The organism is Pseudomonas citronellolis (assembly GCF_001586155.1).
Lineage (GTDB): Bacteria > Pseudomonadota > Gammaproteobacteria > Pseudomonadales > Pseudomonadaceae > Pseudomonas > Pseudomonas citronellolis.
Window position 1 is genome coordinate 462,968 of sequence record NZ_CP014158.1, and the last position, 14,917, is coordinate 477,884.

The 14,917-nt window shown below is 69.1% G+C and carries 13 protein-coding genes and 1 pseudogene; 11 read left to right on the plus strand and 3 right to left on the minus strand.

What is annotated here, in order from left to right; all coding sequences use genetic code 11:
• Positions 1 to 140 precede the first annotated feature (140 nt).
• Positions 141 to 1,535, minus strand: coding sequence for an argininosuccinate lyase (argH, locus tag PcP3B5_RS02060; RefSeq protein WP_061560466.1), 1,395 nt, complete (start codon positions 1,533 to 1,535; stop codon positions 141 to 143).
• A 231-nt stretch (positions 1,536 to 1,766) separates the two neighbouring features.
• Here argH and PcP3B5_RS02065 point away from each other — a divergent pair, with 231 nt between their 5' ends.
• The 6 genes from PcP3B5_RS02065 (at position 1,767) to PcP3B5_RS02090 (ending at position 7,892) form a co-directional block, all read left to right on the plus strand.
• Positions 1,767 to 2,837: a sensor histidine kinase gene (locus PcP3B5_RS02065; protein WP_009615041.1), complete on the plus strand. Its 1,071-nt coding sequence runs from the start codon at positions 1,767 to 1,769 to the stop codon at positions 2,835 to 2,837.
• A gap of 4 nt (positions 2,838 to 2,841) precedes the next feature.
• Positions 2,842 to 3,588, plus strand: coding sequence for an alginate biosynthesis regulator AlgR (gene algR, locus PcP3B5_RS02070; protein WP_009615042.1), 747 nt, complete (start codon positions 2,842 to 2,844; stop codon positions 3,586 to 3,588).
• 228 nt (positions 3,589 to 3,816) lie between these two features.
• Entirely contained in the window at positions 3,817 to 4,758 is a 942-nt protein-coding gene (gene hemC / locus PcP3B5_RS02075) for a hydroxymethylbilane synthase (protein ID WP_061560467.1), read from the plus strand.
• Entirely contained in the window at positions 4,755 to 5,519 is a 765-nt protein-coding gene (locus PcP3B5_RS02080; RefSeq protein ID WP_061560468.1) for a uroporphyrinogen-III synthase, read from the plus strand. Before hemC ends, PcP3B5_RS02080 begins: the two co-directional genes overlap by 4 nt.
• Positions 5,520 to 5,541: 22 nt before the next feature.
• Positions 5,542 to 6,657: a uroporphyrinogen-III C-methyltransferase gene (locus PcP3B5_RS02085; protein ID WP_061560469.1), complete on the plus strand. Its 1,116-nt coding sequence runs from the start codon at positions 5,542 to 5,544 to the stop codon at positions 6,655 to 6,657.
• Positions 6,654 to 7,892 carry a heme biosynthesis HemY N-terminal domain-containing protein gene (locus PcP3B5_RS02090; protein WP_009615047.1) on the plus strand — a complete coding sequence of 413 codons (1,239 nt, stop codon included), beginning with the start codon at positions 6,654 to 6,656 and terminating at the stop codon, positions 7,890 to 7,892. The genes PcP3B5_RS02085 and PcP3B5_RS02090 overlap by 4 nt, the downstream gene beginning before the upstream one ends.
• Before the next feature lie 62 nt (positions 7,893 to 7,954).
• Here the strand turns inward: PcP3B5_RS02090 and PcP3B5_RS02095 are convergent, their stop codons facing one another.
• Positions 7,955 to 9,055 carry a PQQ-dependent sugar dehydrogenase gene (locus PcP3B5_RS02095; RefSeq protein WP_058072622.1) on the minus strand — a complete coding sequence of 367 codons (1,101 nt, stop codon included), beginning with the start codon at positions 9,053 to 9,055 and terminating at the stop codon, positions 7,955 to 7,957.
• Between the two features lie 114 nt (positions 9,056 to 9,169).
• Between PcP3B5_RS02095 and PcP3B5_RS02100 the strand changes: the two genes are divergently transcribed.
• The 3 genes and pseudogenes from PcP3B5_RS02100 to PcP3B5_RS02110 form a co-directional block, all read left to right on the plus strand.
• The gene (locus PcP3B5_RS02100) at positions 9,170 to 9,652 is read left to right on the plus strand and encodes a disulfide bond formation protein B (protein ID WP_009615049.1); all 483 of its coding nucleotides are present in this window, start codon (positions 9,170 to 9,172) and stop codon (positions 9,650 to 9,652) included.
• A 246-nt stretch (positions 9,653 to 9,898) separates the two neighbouring features.
• Positions 9,899 to 10,366, plus strand: a complete 468-nt coding sequence (locus PcP3B5_RS02105; RefSeq protein ID WP_009615050.1) for an Rsd/AlgQ family anti-sigma factor — start codon at positions 9,899 to 9,901, stop codon at positions 10,364 to 10,366.
• A 324-nt stretch (positions 10,367 to 10,690) separates the two neighbouring features.
• Positions 10,691 to 11,734: pseudogene (locus PcP3B5_RS02110) on the plus strand (AlgP family protein); the annotation flags it as partial.
• Positions 11,735 to 11,919: 185 nt separating this feature from the next.
• Here the strand turns inward: PcP3B5_RS02110 and PcP3B5_RS02115 are convergent.
• Complete coding sequence (locus PcP3B5_RS02115; RefSeq protein ID WP_061560471.1) at positions 11,920 to 12,393, minus strand: TIGR02444 family protein; 474 nt, start codon at positions 12,391 to 12,393, stop codon at positions 11,920 to 11,922.
• 47 nt (positions 12,394 to 12,440) lie between these two features.
• On the opposite strand from PcP3B5_RS02115, the gene PcP3B5_RS02120 reads away from it, so the two are divergent.
• Both PcP3B5_RS02120 and PcP3B5_RS02125 read left to right on the plus strand, forming a co-directional pair.
• Positions 12,441 to 14,354, plus strand: a complete 1,914-nt coding sequence (locus PcP3B5_RS02120) for an ATP-binding cassette domain-containing protein (RefSeq protein WP_061560472.1) — start codon at positions 12,441 to 12,443, stop codon at positions 14,352 to 14,354.
• Positions 14,354 to 14,914, plus strand: coding sequence for a mechanosensitive ion channel family protein (locus PcP3B5_RS02125; RefSeq protein ID WP_043269653.1), 561 nt, complete (start codon positions 14,354 to 14,356; stop codon positions 14,912 to 14,914). The genes PcP3B5_RS02120 and PcP3B5_RS02125 overlap by 1 nt, the downstream gene beginning before the upstream one ends.
• The last annotated feature ends 3 nt before the right edge of the window (positions 14,915 to 14,917 follow it).

Genomic DNA, 14,917 nt, shown 5'->3' on the forward strand with positions numbered 1-14,917 from the left:
CGCCATTCCCCTGTAGGAGCGCGCCCTGCGCGCGAAATCGCGGGCAGGGCCCTGCAGGGCCTGGACCGCGCGCAGACAATAAAAAACGCCGCTTCCCCTCACGGGAAGCGGCGTTCCTTTATGGCTGACGCGCTAACGCCTCAACGCTTGGCCAGTAGCTCCCGGCCGCGCGCCACGGCGGCGCGGACCTGGGCGGGGGCGGTGCCGCCGATGTGGTCGCGGGCGTTCACCGAGCCTTCCAGGGTCAGCACGGCGAAGACGTCGTCGTCGATCTGGTCGCTGAACTTGCGCAGCTCTTCCAGGCTCATCTCGGCCAGGTCCTTGCCGCTGTCCACGCCGTATTTCACCGCGTGGCCGACGATCTCGTGGCAGTCGCGGAAGGGCAGGCCCTTGCGCACCAGGTAGTCGGCCAGGTCGGTGGCGGTGGAGAAGCCGCGGCGGGCCGCCTCGCGCATGATCTCGCGCTTGGGCTTGATCGCCGGGACCATGTCGGCGAAGGCGCGCAGGCTGTCGCGCAGTGTGTCGGCGGCGTCGAACAGCGGCTCCTTGTCTTCCTGGTTGTCCTTGTTGTACGCCAGCGGCTGGCCCTTCATCAGCGTCAGCAGGCCGGTGAGGTGGCCGAAGACGCGGCCGGACTTGCCGCGCACCAGTTCCGGCACGTCGGGGTTCTTCTTCTGCGGCATGATCGAGGAGCCGGTGCAGAAGCGGTCGGGCAGGTCGATGAACTGGAACTGCGCGCTGGTCCACAGCACCAGTTCTTCGGAGAAGCGCGACAGGTGCATCATCGCCAGGGAGGCGGCGGCGCAGAATTCGATGGCGAAGTCACGGTCGGACACGCCGTCCAGCGAGTTGCCGGAGATCGCTTCGAATCCCAGCAGTTCGCAGGTGATTTCCCGCTGGATCGGGTAGGTGGTGCCGGCCAGCGCGGCGCTGCCCAGGGGCATGCGGTTGACGCGCTTGCGGCAGTCCACCAGGCGCTCGTAGTCGCGGCTGAGCATCTCGAACCAGGCCAGCAGGTGGTGGCCGAAGGTCACCGGCTGGGCGGTTTGCAGGTGGGTGAAGCCGGGCATGATGGTGTCGGCTTCCGCCTCGGCCAGGCCCAGCAGGCCCTGCTGCAGGCGGGTGATCTCGGCGAGGATCAGGTCGATCTCGTCGCGCAGCCACAGGCGGATGTCGGTGGCCACCTGGTCGTTGCGGCTGCGGCCGGTGTGCAGCTTCTTGCCGGTGACGCCGATGCGGTCGGTCAGGCGCGCCTCGATGTTCATATGCACGTCTTCCAGGTCGACGCGCCAGTCGAAGCTGCCGGCCTCGATCTCGGCCTGAATCTGCTTCAGGCCATCGATGATGGCGTCGCGCTCGGTGTCGGTCAGCACGCCGGCCTTGGCCAGCATGGTGGCGTGGGCGATGGAACCCATGATGTCGTGGCGGTAGAGGCGCTTGTCGAAGTCGACGGAGGCGGTGAAGCGGGCGACGAAGGCGTCGACGGGCTCGCTGAAGCGGCCGCCCCAGGACTGGTTGGTCTTCTCTACGCTCATGGATCTCTCTCGCGGAAACGGGCAGGCGCGTTCGCTGCCTGCAGGAAGGGCAAAGTCCGACGATAATAGCAGGCTGAAGGTCAAAAACGGCGTGTGCTGCGACGGGTGTGGCGGGGGGAAGGACAAGGGCGCCCCGCCCGGGCGCGGCGCAGTCGACATTTCGGTGCTCGAATTCGCCCGGCAGGCTACGAGCCGCTTGCCGAGGCGTGGAGGCTTGCGGAAACTTCGTCGATGCCAAACCAAGCCAAGACCGGCGACCAGCCGGCAACCCAAGACGATTTCTTCATTCCCGAACTGTGCCAGAGCGAAGCGCTGTTCAGCCTGGTCCTGCTGGCCGAGCTGCTGGTGCTGGTACTGGTGCTGGCCGAGCCGATGACGCCCAGCTTCAACTGGGTGCGCCTGGCCCTGGCCTCGCTGTTCGTGCAGTGGATAGTGCTGCTCTCGGCCGGCCTGCTGTGCCGCCTGCGGCCGCTGCTGGCGCGCTGGCCGGCGTGGGGCGCGGGGCTGGCCAGCTGCCTGCTGGTGGTGCTGCTGACCCTCGGCTGCACCGCGGTGGCCGACTACTACGCCCTGGGCGGGCCGCTGTCGATCAAGGGCGAGGTCAACCTGTACCTGCGCCATGCGTTGATCGCCCTCATCATGTCGGCCTTGTTGCTACGCTACTTTTATCTGCAGAGCCAATGGCGCAGGCAGGAACAGGCCGAGCTGCGCGCGCGCATCGAGTCGTTGCAGGCGCGCATCCGTCCGCACTTCCTGTTCAACAGCCTGAACAGCATCGCCAGCCTGATCGAGCTGGACCCGGGCAAGGCCGAACAGGCGGTGCTGAACCTGTCGGACCTGTTCCGCGCCAGCCTGGCCAAGCCGGGGACTTTAATTTCCTGGGGGGAGGAACTGGAGTTGGCCAGGCGCTATCTTTCCATAGAGCAGTATCGCCTGGGCGACCGGCTGCAACTGGATTGGCAGGTGAGCGGCGTGCCCGACGGCGTGCCCATCCCGCAGCTGACCCTGCAGCCACTGTTGGAGAATTCATTGATCTACGGTATCCAGCCGCGCATCGAAGGCGGCCTGGTGAAGGTTGAGGCGGACTATCGTGACGGTGTGTTCCAGCTGTGCGTGAGCAACCCTTACGACGAGTCGACGCAGACGCTGCCCACGAAGGGGACCAAGCAGGCGCTGCAGAATATCGCAGCGCGAATTGCGGCACTTTTCGGGCCAAAAGCGAGTCTCAGCGTCGAACGCCGTGACGGACGGCACTACACCTGTCTACGCTATCCATGTGCGCGTCTCATGCAGGAAGCCTGAGCTTATGAATGTCCTGATCGTCGATGACGAACCCCTGGCGCGCGAGCGCCTGGCCCGACTGGTGGGGCAACTGGACGGCTACCGCGTCCTCGAACCCTCCGCCAGCAACGGCGAAGAAGCGCTGGCGCTGATCGACAGCCTGAAGCCGGATATCGTCCTGCTGGATATCCGCATGCCCGGCCTGGATGGGCTCCAGGTCGCCGCCAAGCTGTGCGAGCGCGAAGCCCCCCCGGCGGTGATCTTCTGCACCGCCCACGATGAATTCGCCCTGGAGGCCTTCCAGGTCAGCGCGGTCGGCTACCTGGTCAAGCCGGTGCGCGCCGAGGACCTGGCCGAGGCCCTGAAGAAAGCCTCCAGGCCCAACCGCATCCAGCTGGCGGCGCTGACCAGGCCGCCGGCCGCCGGCGGCCCCGGCCCGCGCAGCCACATCAGCGCGCGGACGCGCAAGGGCATCGAGCTGATCCCCCTGGAGGACGTGATCTTCTTCATTGCCGACCACAAGTACGTGACCCTGCGCCACGACGGCGGCGAGGTGCTGCTGGACGAGCCGCTGAAGGCGCTGGAGGACGAGTTCGGCGAGCGCTTCGTGCGCATCCACCGCAACGCCCTGGTCTCGCGCGAGCGCATCGAGCGCCTGCAGCGCACCCCGCTGGGGCATTTTCAGCTTTACCTCAAGGGCCTGGATGGCGACGCCCTGACCGTGAGTCGGCGCCACGTCGCCGGCGTGCGCCGCTTGATGCACAACCTTTGAGGGCTGCAGGCGCGCCGAGGCGATTTTCGTAGGAGCGAGCTTGCTCGCGAACCGCATGGCACCGCGTTTGTTCGCGAGCAAGCTCGCTCCTGCGAGAGGCCGGATAGGGTTCGCTGGCGAAGCGCAATCCCAGGGATGGTCCGAAAGCCTGCTTTGGCGTCGCAGGGGGGAAAGCCTGGGCGCCGAAGCCTGTTATCATCCCCGGCAGTCCTTTGTCCGGAATTGCCCATGTCGTCCCGCGAAATCCGAATCGCCACCCGTCAGAGCGCTTTGGCCCTGTGGCAGGCCGAGTACGTCAAGACCCGCCTGGAGCAGGCCCACCCCGGCCTGCGCGTGAGCCTGCTGCCGATGACCAGCCGCGGCGACAAGCTGCTCGATGCGCCGCTGGCGAAGATCGGCGGCAAGGGCCTGTTCGTCAAGGAGCTGGAGACCGCCTTGCTGGAAGGCGCGGCGGACATCGCCGTGCACTCCATGAAGGACGTGCCCATGGACTTCCCCGAGGGTCTGGGCCTGTACTGCATCTGCGAGCGCGAGGACCCGCGCGACGCCTTCGTCTCCAACACCTACGCCAGCCTCGCCGAGCTGCCCGCCGGCAGCGTGGTCGGCACCTCCAGCCTGCGCCGCCAGGCGCAGCTGCTGGCCAGCCGCCCGGACCTGCAGATTCGCTTCCTGCGCGGCAACGTCAACACCCGCCTGGCCAAGCTCGACGCCGGCGAATACGACGCCATCATCCTCGCCGCCGCCGGCCTGATCCGCCTCGGCTTCGAGGCGCGCATCCGCTCCAGCATCGGCGTCGAGGACAGCCTGCCGGCCGGCGGCCAGGGCGCCGTGGGCATCGAATGCCGCAGCGCCGATAGCGAGATCCACGCGCTGCTGGCGCCGCTGCACCACGCCGACACCGCGCTGCGGGTGACCGCCGAGCGTGCGCTGAACAAACGCCTCAACGGCGGCTGCCAGGTGCCCATCGCCTGCTACGCCGTGCGCGAGGGCGAGCAGCTGTGGCTGCGCGGCCTGGTTGGCCAGCCCGACGGCACGCAACTGCTGCGCGCCGAAGCCCGCGCGCCCCTGGCCGAGGCCGAGGCGCTGGGCGTGAAGGTCGCCGAAGAACTGCTGGAACAGGGCGCGGCCGATATCCTCGCCGCCGTCTATGGCGAGGCCGGCCCGCAGTGAGCCACTGGCGCCTGCTGCTGACGCGGCCGCAGGACGAGTGCGCGGCCCTGGCCGCCAGCCTCGCCGAGCACGGCGTGGCCAGCGCCAGCCTGCCGCTGCTGGCTATCGAGCCGCTGGAAGAAACCCCCGAGCAGCGCAGCCTGCTGCTCGACCTGGACCGCTACTGCGCCGTGGTGGTGGTCAGCAAGCCTGCCGCGCGCCTGGGCCTGGAGCGCATCGACCGCTACTGGCCGCAGCCGCCGGCGCGCCAGGACTGGTTCGCGGTCGGCGCGGCCACCGCGGCTATCCTCGATGACTACGGCCTGCGCGTGCATCACCCGGAAGACGGCGACGACAGCGAAGCGCTGCTGGCCCTGCCGGCGCTGGCCCGCGCCCTGCAGGTGCCCGGGCCGCGGGCGCTGATCCTGCGTGGCGAAGGTGGCCGGGAATTCCTCGCCGAGCGCCTGCGCGGCCAAGGCGTGGCGGTGGATTATCTGGAACTCTACCGTCGCGTGCTGCCGGACTACCCGGCGGGAGAGCTGGCGCGGCGGGTGCGCGACGAAGCACTGAACGGCCTGGTGGTGAGCAGCGGCCAGGGCCTGGAACACCTGCTGCGCGTGGCCGGGGAGGACTGGCCGTGGCTGGCCGGGCTACCCTTGTTCGTGCCCAGCCCGCGGGTCGCCGAACTGGCCCGGGAAGCCGGTGCGCGACACGTGATCGATTGCCGCGGGGCGAATGCCGCGGCCCTGCTGGAGGCGCTCAGGGGCGCCGACGAAGAATAATTTCCGAGCGAAGGATGGACCTGTGAGCGAAGCCGTCACTCCCCAAGACACCCCGCAAGATACCCCCGTCGAGCCGACCCCGCCCGCTCCGGCCCGGTCCGGCAACGGCCTGGCCCTGCTCGCCCTGCTGGTCGGCGTCGCCGGCCTCGGCGTCGGTGGCTGGGGGCTGTGGCAGACGCAGCAGCTGCAGGCCCGCGACCAGGCCCGCGCGCAACAACTGGAAGAAGCCCGTGGCGAGGCGCAGAGCCTGCTGAACCACAACAGCGCGCTGGACAAGCGCCTGGACGCGCTGCCCAGCGCCGACGAGCTGGAGGCCCGCCGGCGCCTGGTGGTCGAGCTGCAGGGCGACCAGCAGCACCTGGCCCAGCAGTTCAAGCAGGTCCTCGGGCAGAGCCGCCAGCAGTGGCGCCTGGCCGAGGCCGAGCACCTGATGCGCCTCGCCTCGCTGCGCCTTTCCGCGCTGCAGGACATCGACAGCGCCACCCAACTGGTGCAGGGCGCAGACGACATCCTCCGCGCGCAGAACGACCCGGGCGCCTTCGCTGCCCGCGCGCAACTGGCCAAGAGCCTCGAAACCCTGCGCAGCCTGCCGCAGCCGGATCGCACCGGGCTGTTCCTGCAACTCGGCGCGCTGCGCGAGCAGGCCGCCCAGCTGCAACCGCTGGAGCCCAGCTTCAAGGAAGGCCCGGGCAAGGCCTCGACCACCGCCTGGGGCGACGGCAGCAGCACCCTGGACCAGTGGTGGGAACGCATCTCGCGCTACGTGCGCATCGACTTCAACGCCGGCCAGGACGTGCGCCCGCTGCTCTCCGGGCAACAGCTGACGCGCGTGCGCCTGGCCCTGAGCCTGGCCCTGGAGCAGGCGCAGTGGGCCGCGCTCAACGGGCGCCAGGAAGTCTACCAACAGGCCCTGAAGCAGGCCCGGCAGATCCTCGGCGACTTCTTCAACGCCGACCTCGCCGACAGCCGCGCCCTGGGCCTGCGCATCGACGAGCTGGCGCAGCAGCCGGTGGCCGTGCAGGTGCCCGACCTGACCCCGGCGCTGGGCGCCCTGCAGGCTTACGTGGTGCGCCGCGACCAGGCCGCCCTCGACCAGCAGCAGGCGCCCGCCGCGCCCCAGGCGGAGGGTAGCCAATGAGCCGCGTCTACCTGCTGGTCCTGGCCCTGGTGGTCGCCGCCACCCTGGTCGGCCTGGCCATCGCCGAGCAGTCGGGCTACGTGCTGATCGCCTACAAGAGCTTCCGCTACGAATCCAGCCTGTGGACCTTCCTCGCCCTGCTGGCGCTGGTCTGGCTGCTGTACCTGGCGGTGCGCCTGGTATTGCGCCTGGTCGGCGTGTCCGGGCGGGTGGTCAACCCCTGGTCGCGCTTCAACCGCCGCCGCCGCGCCGAAATGGCCGAGGAACACGGCCAGCGCGACCTCGCCGAAGGCCACTGGGCCCCGGCCCTGCGCCACCTGCGGCGCGCCGCCGAACTGAACCAGCACAGCCTGTCCAGCTACCTGGGCGCGGCCCGCGCGGCCAACGAGCTGGGGCGCTTCGACGAGTGCGACCAGTTGCTCGACCGCGCCCTGGAACGCCAGCCCGGCACGGAGCTGGCCGTGGGCCTGACGCGCGCGCAACTGCTGATCAACCGTGGCGCCTTCGAACCGGCCCGCGCGGTGCTGGTGAAATTGCACGAGGAACACCCGCGCCACCCCACGGTGCTGCGCCTGCTCCAGCAGCTCTACGTCAGCCTGCAGGACTGGCGCCCGTTGCTGGCCCTGCTGCCGGAACTGCGCAAGGAGCGCGTGCTGGAGAACGCCCAGCTCAGCGACCTGGAGCGCCGCGCCTGGATCGCCGCCCTGGAAGCCGCCGGCGAGCAGGGCGTGGGGCAGGGCGAGACGGCCCTGCAGCCGCTCACCCAGACCTGGCAGAACCTGCCCGCCAACCTGCGCGCCCAGCCGCTGCTGGTCGCCGCCTATGCCCAGCAGCTGCTGCGCCTGGGCGCGCCCGAGGAGGCGGAGAAGGTCCTGCGCCAGGCCCTCAAGGAAGGCTACGACGAACGCCTGATGCTGCTCTACGGCAAGGCCCGCGGCGGCGACCCGGCGCGCCAGCTGCAGAACGCCGAGGCCTGGCTGAAGAAGTATCCCGACGACCCCGTCCTGCTCCTGTCCCTGGGCCGCCTGTGCCTGGCCGACAAGCTCTGGGGCAAGGCCCGCGACTACCTGGAGGCCAGCCTGGCCCGCCAGCACAGCGCCGAGACCTGCGCCGAGCTGGCGCGGCTGCTGGCGCACCTGGGGGAAACCGAGCGCAGCAACAGGCTGTTCCAGGAAGGCCTCGGTCTGTTCGGCGCGCCCGTAGGCAGTGCAGTCCAGTTGCCTGCGAAAGCGTAAGACGGTTCGGATGAAACGCGGCGCCCTCGGGCGCCGCTTTCGTTTGGGCTGACAGCTGCCGCCTACTTGCCGGCCTGCTTGCCGACGTAGCGGATGCGGTAGATCGCCCCGGCCATGTCGTCGCTCACCAGCAGCGACCCGTCCGCGGCCACCAGCACGTCGGCGGGGCGCCCCAGCACTTCCTCGCCGGGCTGCAGCCAGCCCTCGGCGAACAGGCTCTGGCGTTTCAGCGAGCCGTCCGCGTTCAGCTCGACGCGCACCACCCGATAGCCGACCTTGCGGCTGCGGTTCCACGAGCCGTGCTCGGCGATGAAGACGTTGCCGCGGTACTCGGCGGGGAACTGCTCGCCGCTGTAGAAACGCATGCCCAGCGCCGCCACGTGGGCGCCGAGGCCGGCCACCGGCGCCACGAAGGCCGAGCAGGGGCGCTGAGCGAACTCCGGGTCGGCGATGCGCCCGGCATGGCAGTCCGGGTAGCCGAAGTCGTCGCCGGCCTTGCCCACGCGGTTCAGCTCGTCGTCGGGCTGGTCGTCGCCGAGCAGGTCGCGGCCGTTGTCGGTGAACCACAGCCGGCCCCGGGCGTCCCAGTCGAAGCCCACGGTGTTGCGCACGCCATAGGCCACCACTTCGCGCTGGCTGCCGTCCGGCTGCATGCGCTGCAGGTTGGCGTAGCGCTCGCGGTCCGGGCGGCAGATGTTGCAGGGCGCGCCCACCGGCACGTAGAGCTTGCCGTCGGGGCCGAAGGCGATGAACTTCCAGCCGTGGTGCGTCTCGCCGGGGAACTGCGGCGGCAGTTCCTCGGGCTTTGGCGGCGCATCCAGGTGCGTCTCGATGTCGCGCAGCACGTAGAGGCGGCTGACAGCCGAGACGTACAGATCGCCCTGGTGGAAGGCCACGCCGCTGGGCATCTTCAGGCCGCTGGCGATCACCCGCGGGCGCTGTTCGCCGGGGCGCAGGGCGTACACCTTGCCGGCCTCGCGGCTGCCGACGAAGAGCGTGCCCTCGCTGCCCAGGGCCATGGCGCGGGCGTTGGGCAGCTGGTCGCTGAGCACCTCGATGCGGAACCCTTCGGGCACCTTGAGCCGCTCCACGACCGAGGCGGCGAATGCACCGGGGAGGGGGACGAACAGCAGCGCGGCGAGTAGGATCAGCTGTCGACGCATGGTAGGAATTCCCTGATGGCTGTCCGGCCCAGTCTAGCCCGCCGCCTTGAAAGGCCCGCGGAATTTCCTCTACCGTAGCGGCCTTTCCGAAAATGCCGTGCCACTGGAGCCGCCATGAACCTGGCCAGCCCGCGTTCCCTGTTCTTCCTCGCCTTCCTCGCCTGCGCCGCCATGCTCGGCGCCGGTTTCTACCTGCAGTACGTCGTCGGCCTGGAACCCTGCCCGCTGTGCATCGTGCAGCGCATCTTCTTCGCCGGCGCCGGGCTGTTCTCGCTGATCGCCGCGCTGCATGGCCGCGGCCGGCGCGTCTACTCGGTGCTGGTGCTGCTCTGCTCGCTGGGCGGGGCCGGCACCGCCGGCCGGCAGATCTGGCTGCAGACCCTGCCGCCGGACCAACTGCCGTCCTGCCTGCCGCCGCTGGACTACATGATGCAGACCATGCCCTACGCGGACATCCTCTGGACCATGTTCCACGGCTCGGCCGACTGCGCCGAGGTGACCTGGACGCTGCTCAGCCTGAGCATCCCGGAGTGGAGCCTGCTGGCCTTCGTCGGCTTCGCCCTGTTCGCCGTCTTCCAGTTTCTGCGCCGCGGCTGATCGCCGCGCGGCGGCAGAACTGTCCTACGGCGCGAAGCCAGCGCCGTCGCGGGCTGCCGATTAAACGCTCGTATGAATTTTCCCACGAAAGGTGTCTTGAAGCGGACATCCCGCGGGCATACTCTGGTCTTCCGCACCGCCGGGATTCCGCCATCAGAGCGGTAGAACGCCGGCGAGTGCCCGCATTCGACAGAGAACTGTCCCGCCGCGGAACCGCCGGGACAGGCCGAGGGAAGCGAGGACAAGATGCTCGAGAGCTGCCGCAATGCCCAGGAACGTTGGGGAGGCGTCCACCAACTGATCGACCGCTGGTTGCGTGACCGCCAGGAACTCATCCAGGCCTTCGATTCGCTATCCGGACCCCAGGCGCCCGCCGTCAATGGCGAGGGGCTGGAGAACTTCTGCCAGCGCCTGGTCGACTACGTCTCCGCCGGCCACTTCGAGGTCTACGAACAGCTGATGGACGAGGCCAAGGCCTTCGGCGATGCGCGCGGCCTGGAACTGGCCAAGCAGATCTACCCGCGCCTGGAAGCCATCACCGCGTCCGCATTGAACTTCACCGATCGCTGCGACAACGGCGATTGCCGCGAAGGCACCTGCCTCACCAACGAGTTGAAGCTGCTGTGCCAACAGCTTCACGAGCGTTTCGAACTGGAAGATTGCCTGATCGAGGTGCTGCACAACGCCCACGAACAGCGCACGGTCACCGCCTGATTCTGGCGGGCGGGAAAAGGGGCGCGGTCCTTGCGGACGCGCCCTTTTTTCATGCCCGCGAAAACCTCGGCGAGGTGGCTGAAAGCCGCGTACTACGAGGCTTACAGCCATTCGGAAAGCTCCGCCTGACGGCCTCGTGGCGGCAGTCTGTGGCGTCGTTGGCGAGGGTGTCGCTGGAGATGGCGTGCCCGCAGGCTGCTGTCCGGCCTGTGGAAAAACGGCTGCAGATTGTGCCTGGCGCGGGTTTCAGCTTTATGGGGGCGTTGGCGAGAGGGCCTGCGCGGGTCTAGTATGGGCGCAACCACGTACGCCAGGAGGCACGTCATGTCGGCCAACAAGAAACCTGTCACCACCCCTTTGCATCTGCTGCAGCAACTTTCCCACAGTCTGATCGAGCACTTGGAGACCGCTTGCAAGCAGGCCCTGGTGGACTCCGAGAAACTGCACGCCAAGCTGGAAAAGCAACGTGCCAAAGCGCAGGACAAACTGCACAAGGCACGCACCAAACTGCAGGAAGCAGGCAAGTCCGGGAAGGCCAAGGCACAAGCCAAGGCCAAGGCCGGCATCGCAGAGCTGGAAGAGGTGCTGGAAACACTGAAGGGCCGTCAGGCGGAAACCCGCGCCTACATCGCCAACCTCAAGCGTGACGTCCAGGAAAGCCTGAAGCTGGCCCAGGGCGTGAGCAAGGTGAAGGAAGCGGTCGGCAAGTCGCTGGCCACCCGCAAGCCGGTTGCCGCCGCCAAGCCTGTCGCCGCCAAGCCGGTAGTCAAGGCTGCCGCTGCCAAGCCTGCCGCCAAACCGGCCGCCAAGGCCGTTGCCGCCAAGCCGGCTGCCAAGGCTGCTGCCGCGAAGCCCGCCGCTAAACCGGTTGCCAAGGCTGCTGCTGCGAAGCCCGCCGCCAAGCCGGCTGCTAAAACTGCTGCTGCGAAGCCCGCCGCCAAACCGGCTGCCAAAGCTGCCGCTGCGAAGCCCGCCGCCAAGCCGGCTGCTAAAACTGCTGCTGCGAAGCCCGCCGCCAAACCGGCTGCCAAAGCTGCCGCTGCGAAGCCCGCCGCCAAGCCGGCTGCTAAAACTGCTGCTGCGAAGCCCGCCGCCAAACCAGCTGCCAAGGCTGCTGCTGCGAAGCCCGCCGCTAAACCGGCTGCCAAAGCTGCTGCTGCGAAGCCTGCCGCCAAGCCGGCTGCCAAAGCTGCTGCTGCGAAGCCTGCCGCCAAGCCGGCTGCCAAGTCCGCTGCTGCGAAGCCTGCTGCCAAACCGGCTGCCAAGCCTGCTGCTGCGAAGCCTGCCGCCAAACCGGCTGCCAAGCCCGCTGCTGCGAAGCCTGCCGCCAAACCGGCTGCCAAGCCCACCGCTGCGAAGCCTGCTGCCAAACCGGCCGCCAAGCCCGCCGCTGCGAAACCCGCGGCCAAGCCCGCCGTCGCCGCCAAGCCTGCAGCTCCGGCCGCTACCCCGGCTGCTCCCGCTGCCCCGGCCGCGTCGACCGCTCCGGTCGCCAGCGCCGCACCGGCTCCGGTAGCGCCGAGCGCTCCGGCCGCCACTCCGAGCAGCGCTTCCTAAGACGCCGCTCGCGAAGCCGCCGCGGTGCGCAGCTGTTGCAGCGCACCGCGGCGTGCCTTCCCCGCTTCGTCGGCGCAGCCTTGCAGCCAGGCGTCCAGTTCGTCCCTTCCCGCTTCCGTCCAGTCCCGTCCCGCTTCCGCCAGCCGCTCCAGTTGCAGGCGTTCGGCGCGCAGCTCCAGCGTTTTCAGGGTTTCCCGTAGTTCTTCCAGATGGGCGTCGTCCTGCGCCCCCGCCTTCCACTGTTGGCGCAGCATCCGCAGCGGCTTGACCACCTCGCGTTGCCAGTTGGTGGAGGCCTTCGCCAGGGTGTCCAGGCGTTGTTCGGAGCAGGCCCGGCCGCGAGCGGCGAACCAGGCCCCGGCCAGCAGCAGGCAGACGTCGGCGCCGGCTTCCTGCAGCTCCAGGCAGGCCGCCTCGACGCCCGGCTGCGCGTAGAGGTCGAGGGCGAACGACCAGATATCTTCTGTCATAGGGCTCCCACAGCGGTTGCGCGGCGAAGCTGATAAACTCCGCCGCCATGATTCGACTCCAAAATCTTACGCTACAGCGTGGCCCCCAGCGCTTGCTGGAAGGTGCCGAACTGACCTTGCATGCCGGCCAGAAAGTCGGCCTGATCGGCGCCAACGGCGCCGGCAAATCGAGCCTGTTCGCCCTGCTGCGCGGCCAGCTCGGCCAGGACGCCGGCGACTGCCGGATCCCCGCCGACTGGCGCATCGCGCACATGCGCCAGGAGGTGGACACCCTCGAGCGCCAGGCCGTGGACTACGTCCTCGACGGCGATGTGCGTCTGCGCGAGATCCAGGCGCAGCTGGCCATCGCCGAGAACGCCCACGACGGCGCCGCCGTAGCGCGCCTGCACACCGAGCTGGACAACGCCGACGGCTACACCGCCGACGCGCGGGCGCGCAAGCTGCTGGCCGGCCTGGGCTTCACCGCCGAGCAGATGGAGCGCCGCGTCGGCGACTTCTCCGGTGGCTGGCGGATGCGCCTGAACCTGGCCCAGGCACTGATGTGCCCGTCCGAACTGCTGCTGCTCGACGAACCCACCAACCACCTCGACCTCGACGCCATCCTCTGGCTGGAAGAGTGGCTCAAGGGCTACCCGGGCACGCTGATCCTGATCTCCCACGACCGCGACTTCCTCGATGCCGTGGTCGACCACGTGGCGCATCTGGAGCAGCGCAAGCTGACCCTCTACCGCGGCGGCTACTCGGCCTTCGAGCGCACCCGCGCCGAACGCCTGGCGCAACAGCAGCAGGCCTACGAGAAGCAGCAGGCGCAGCGCGCCCACATGGAAAAGTACATCGCCCGCTTCCGCGCCCAGGCCACCAAGGCGCGCCAGGCACAGAGCCGCATCAAGGCCCTGGAACGCCTGGAGGAGCTGGCCCCGGCCCACGTCGACTCGCCCTTCGACTTCGTCTTCCGCGAGTCGGACAAGATTTCCAGCCCGCTGCTGGACCTGTCCGAGGCGCGCCTGGGCTACGGCGAGAAGACGGTGCTGGAGAAGGTCAAGCTGCAACTGGTGCCCGGCGCGCGCATCGGCCTGCTGGGCCCCAACGGCGCGGGCAAGTCGACCCTGATCAAGACCCTCTCCGGCGACCTGCCGCTGCTGGCCGGGCATCTGGCGCGCGGCGAGAACCTCGCCATCGGCTACTTCGCCCAGCACCAGCTCGACTCGCTGGACGCCAAGGCCAGCCCGCTGCTGCACCTGCAGCGCATCGCCCCGGGCGAGCGCGAGCAGACCCTGCGCGACTTCCTCGGCGGCTTCGATTTCCGCGGCGCGCGCTGCGACGAGCCGGTGCTGAACTTCTCCGGCGGCGAGAAAGCGCGCCTGGCGCTGGCCCTGATCGCCTGGCAGAAGCCCAACCTGCTGCTGCTGGACGAGCCGACCAACCACCTCGACCTGGAGATGCGCCTGGCCCTGACCATGGCCCTGCAGGAGTTCTCCGGGGCGGTGGTGGTGGTGTCCCACGATCGCCATCTGCTCAAGAGCACCACCGACCAGTTCCTGCTGGTGGCCGACGGCCGCGTGCAAGACTTCGACGGCGACCTCGACGACTACGCCCGCTGGCTGGTGGATTTCCGCGCGCGCCAGGCGCCGGTCGCCAATGCCGGCGCAGCGTCTGTCGAGAAGACCGACAAGCGCGCCCAGCGCCAGGCCGCCGCCGCGTTGCGCCAGCAGCTGGCGCCGCACAAGCGCGAGGCGGACAAGCTGGAGAAGGAACTGGGCGGCATCCACGAGAAGCTCGCCGCGCTGGAGGAAAAGCTCGGCGACAGCGCCCTCTACGAGAACGCGCGCAAGGACGAACTGCGTGACCTGCTGGCCCGGCAGGCGAGCCTGAAAGCCCGCGAGGCCGAGGTCGAGGAAGCCTGGCTGGTGGCCCTGGAAACCCTGGAGAACCTCCAGGCCCAGCTCGAAGGAGCCGAGTGATGGAAGACCTGCCGCTGCTCGTCGCCTGGAGCGATCCATTGCTGCGCGGCCTGCAGATCGTCCTCATCCTGCTGCTGGCCTGGGTGCTGCAGCGCATGGTGGCGCGCGGGCTGAACCGCCTGGCGCAGCGCTACCCGATCCCCCACGAACTGCTGCTGCCGCTGCGCGGCGGCCTGCGCTGGCTGATCATGGGCTCGGCGCTGATGATGGTGCTGGAGCGCCTGGGGGTTTCCGCCCAGGTGCTGTGGACCGCGCTGACCGGCTTCGTCGCGGTCGCCGCGGTGGCCTTCTTCGCCATCTGGAGCGTGCTTTCCAACCTGTTCTGCGCGCTGCTGATCTTCACCGTCGGGCCGTTCCGCCTGGGCGACTTGGTGGAGGTCATCGAGTCGGCCGACAAGCCCGGCGTGAAGGGCCGCGTCAGCGCCATCAACCTGCTCTACACCACCCTCGAGGAAACCTTCGAGGACGGCACCAGCGCCCTGCTGCAGGTGCCCAACAGCCTGTTCTTCCAGAAGGCCATCCGGCGCTGGAAAGGGCCCGGGCTGAGCAGCGGAAGATAACAA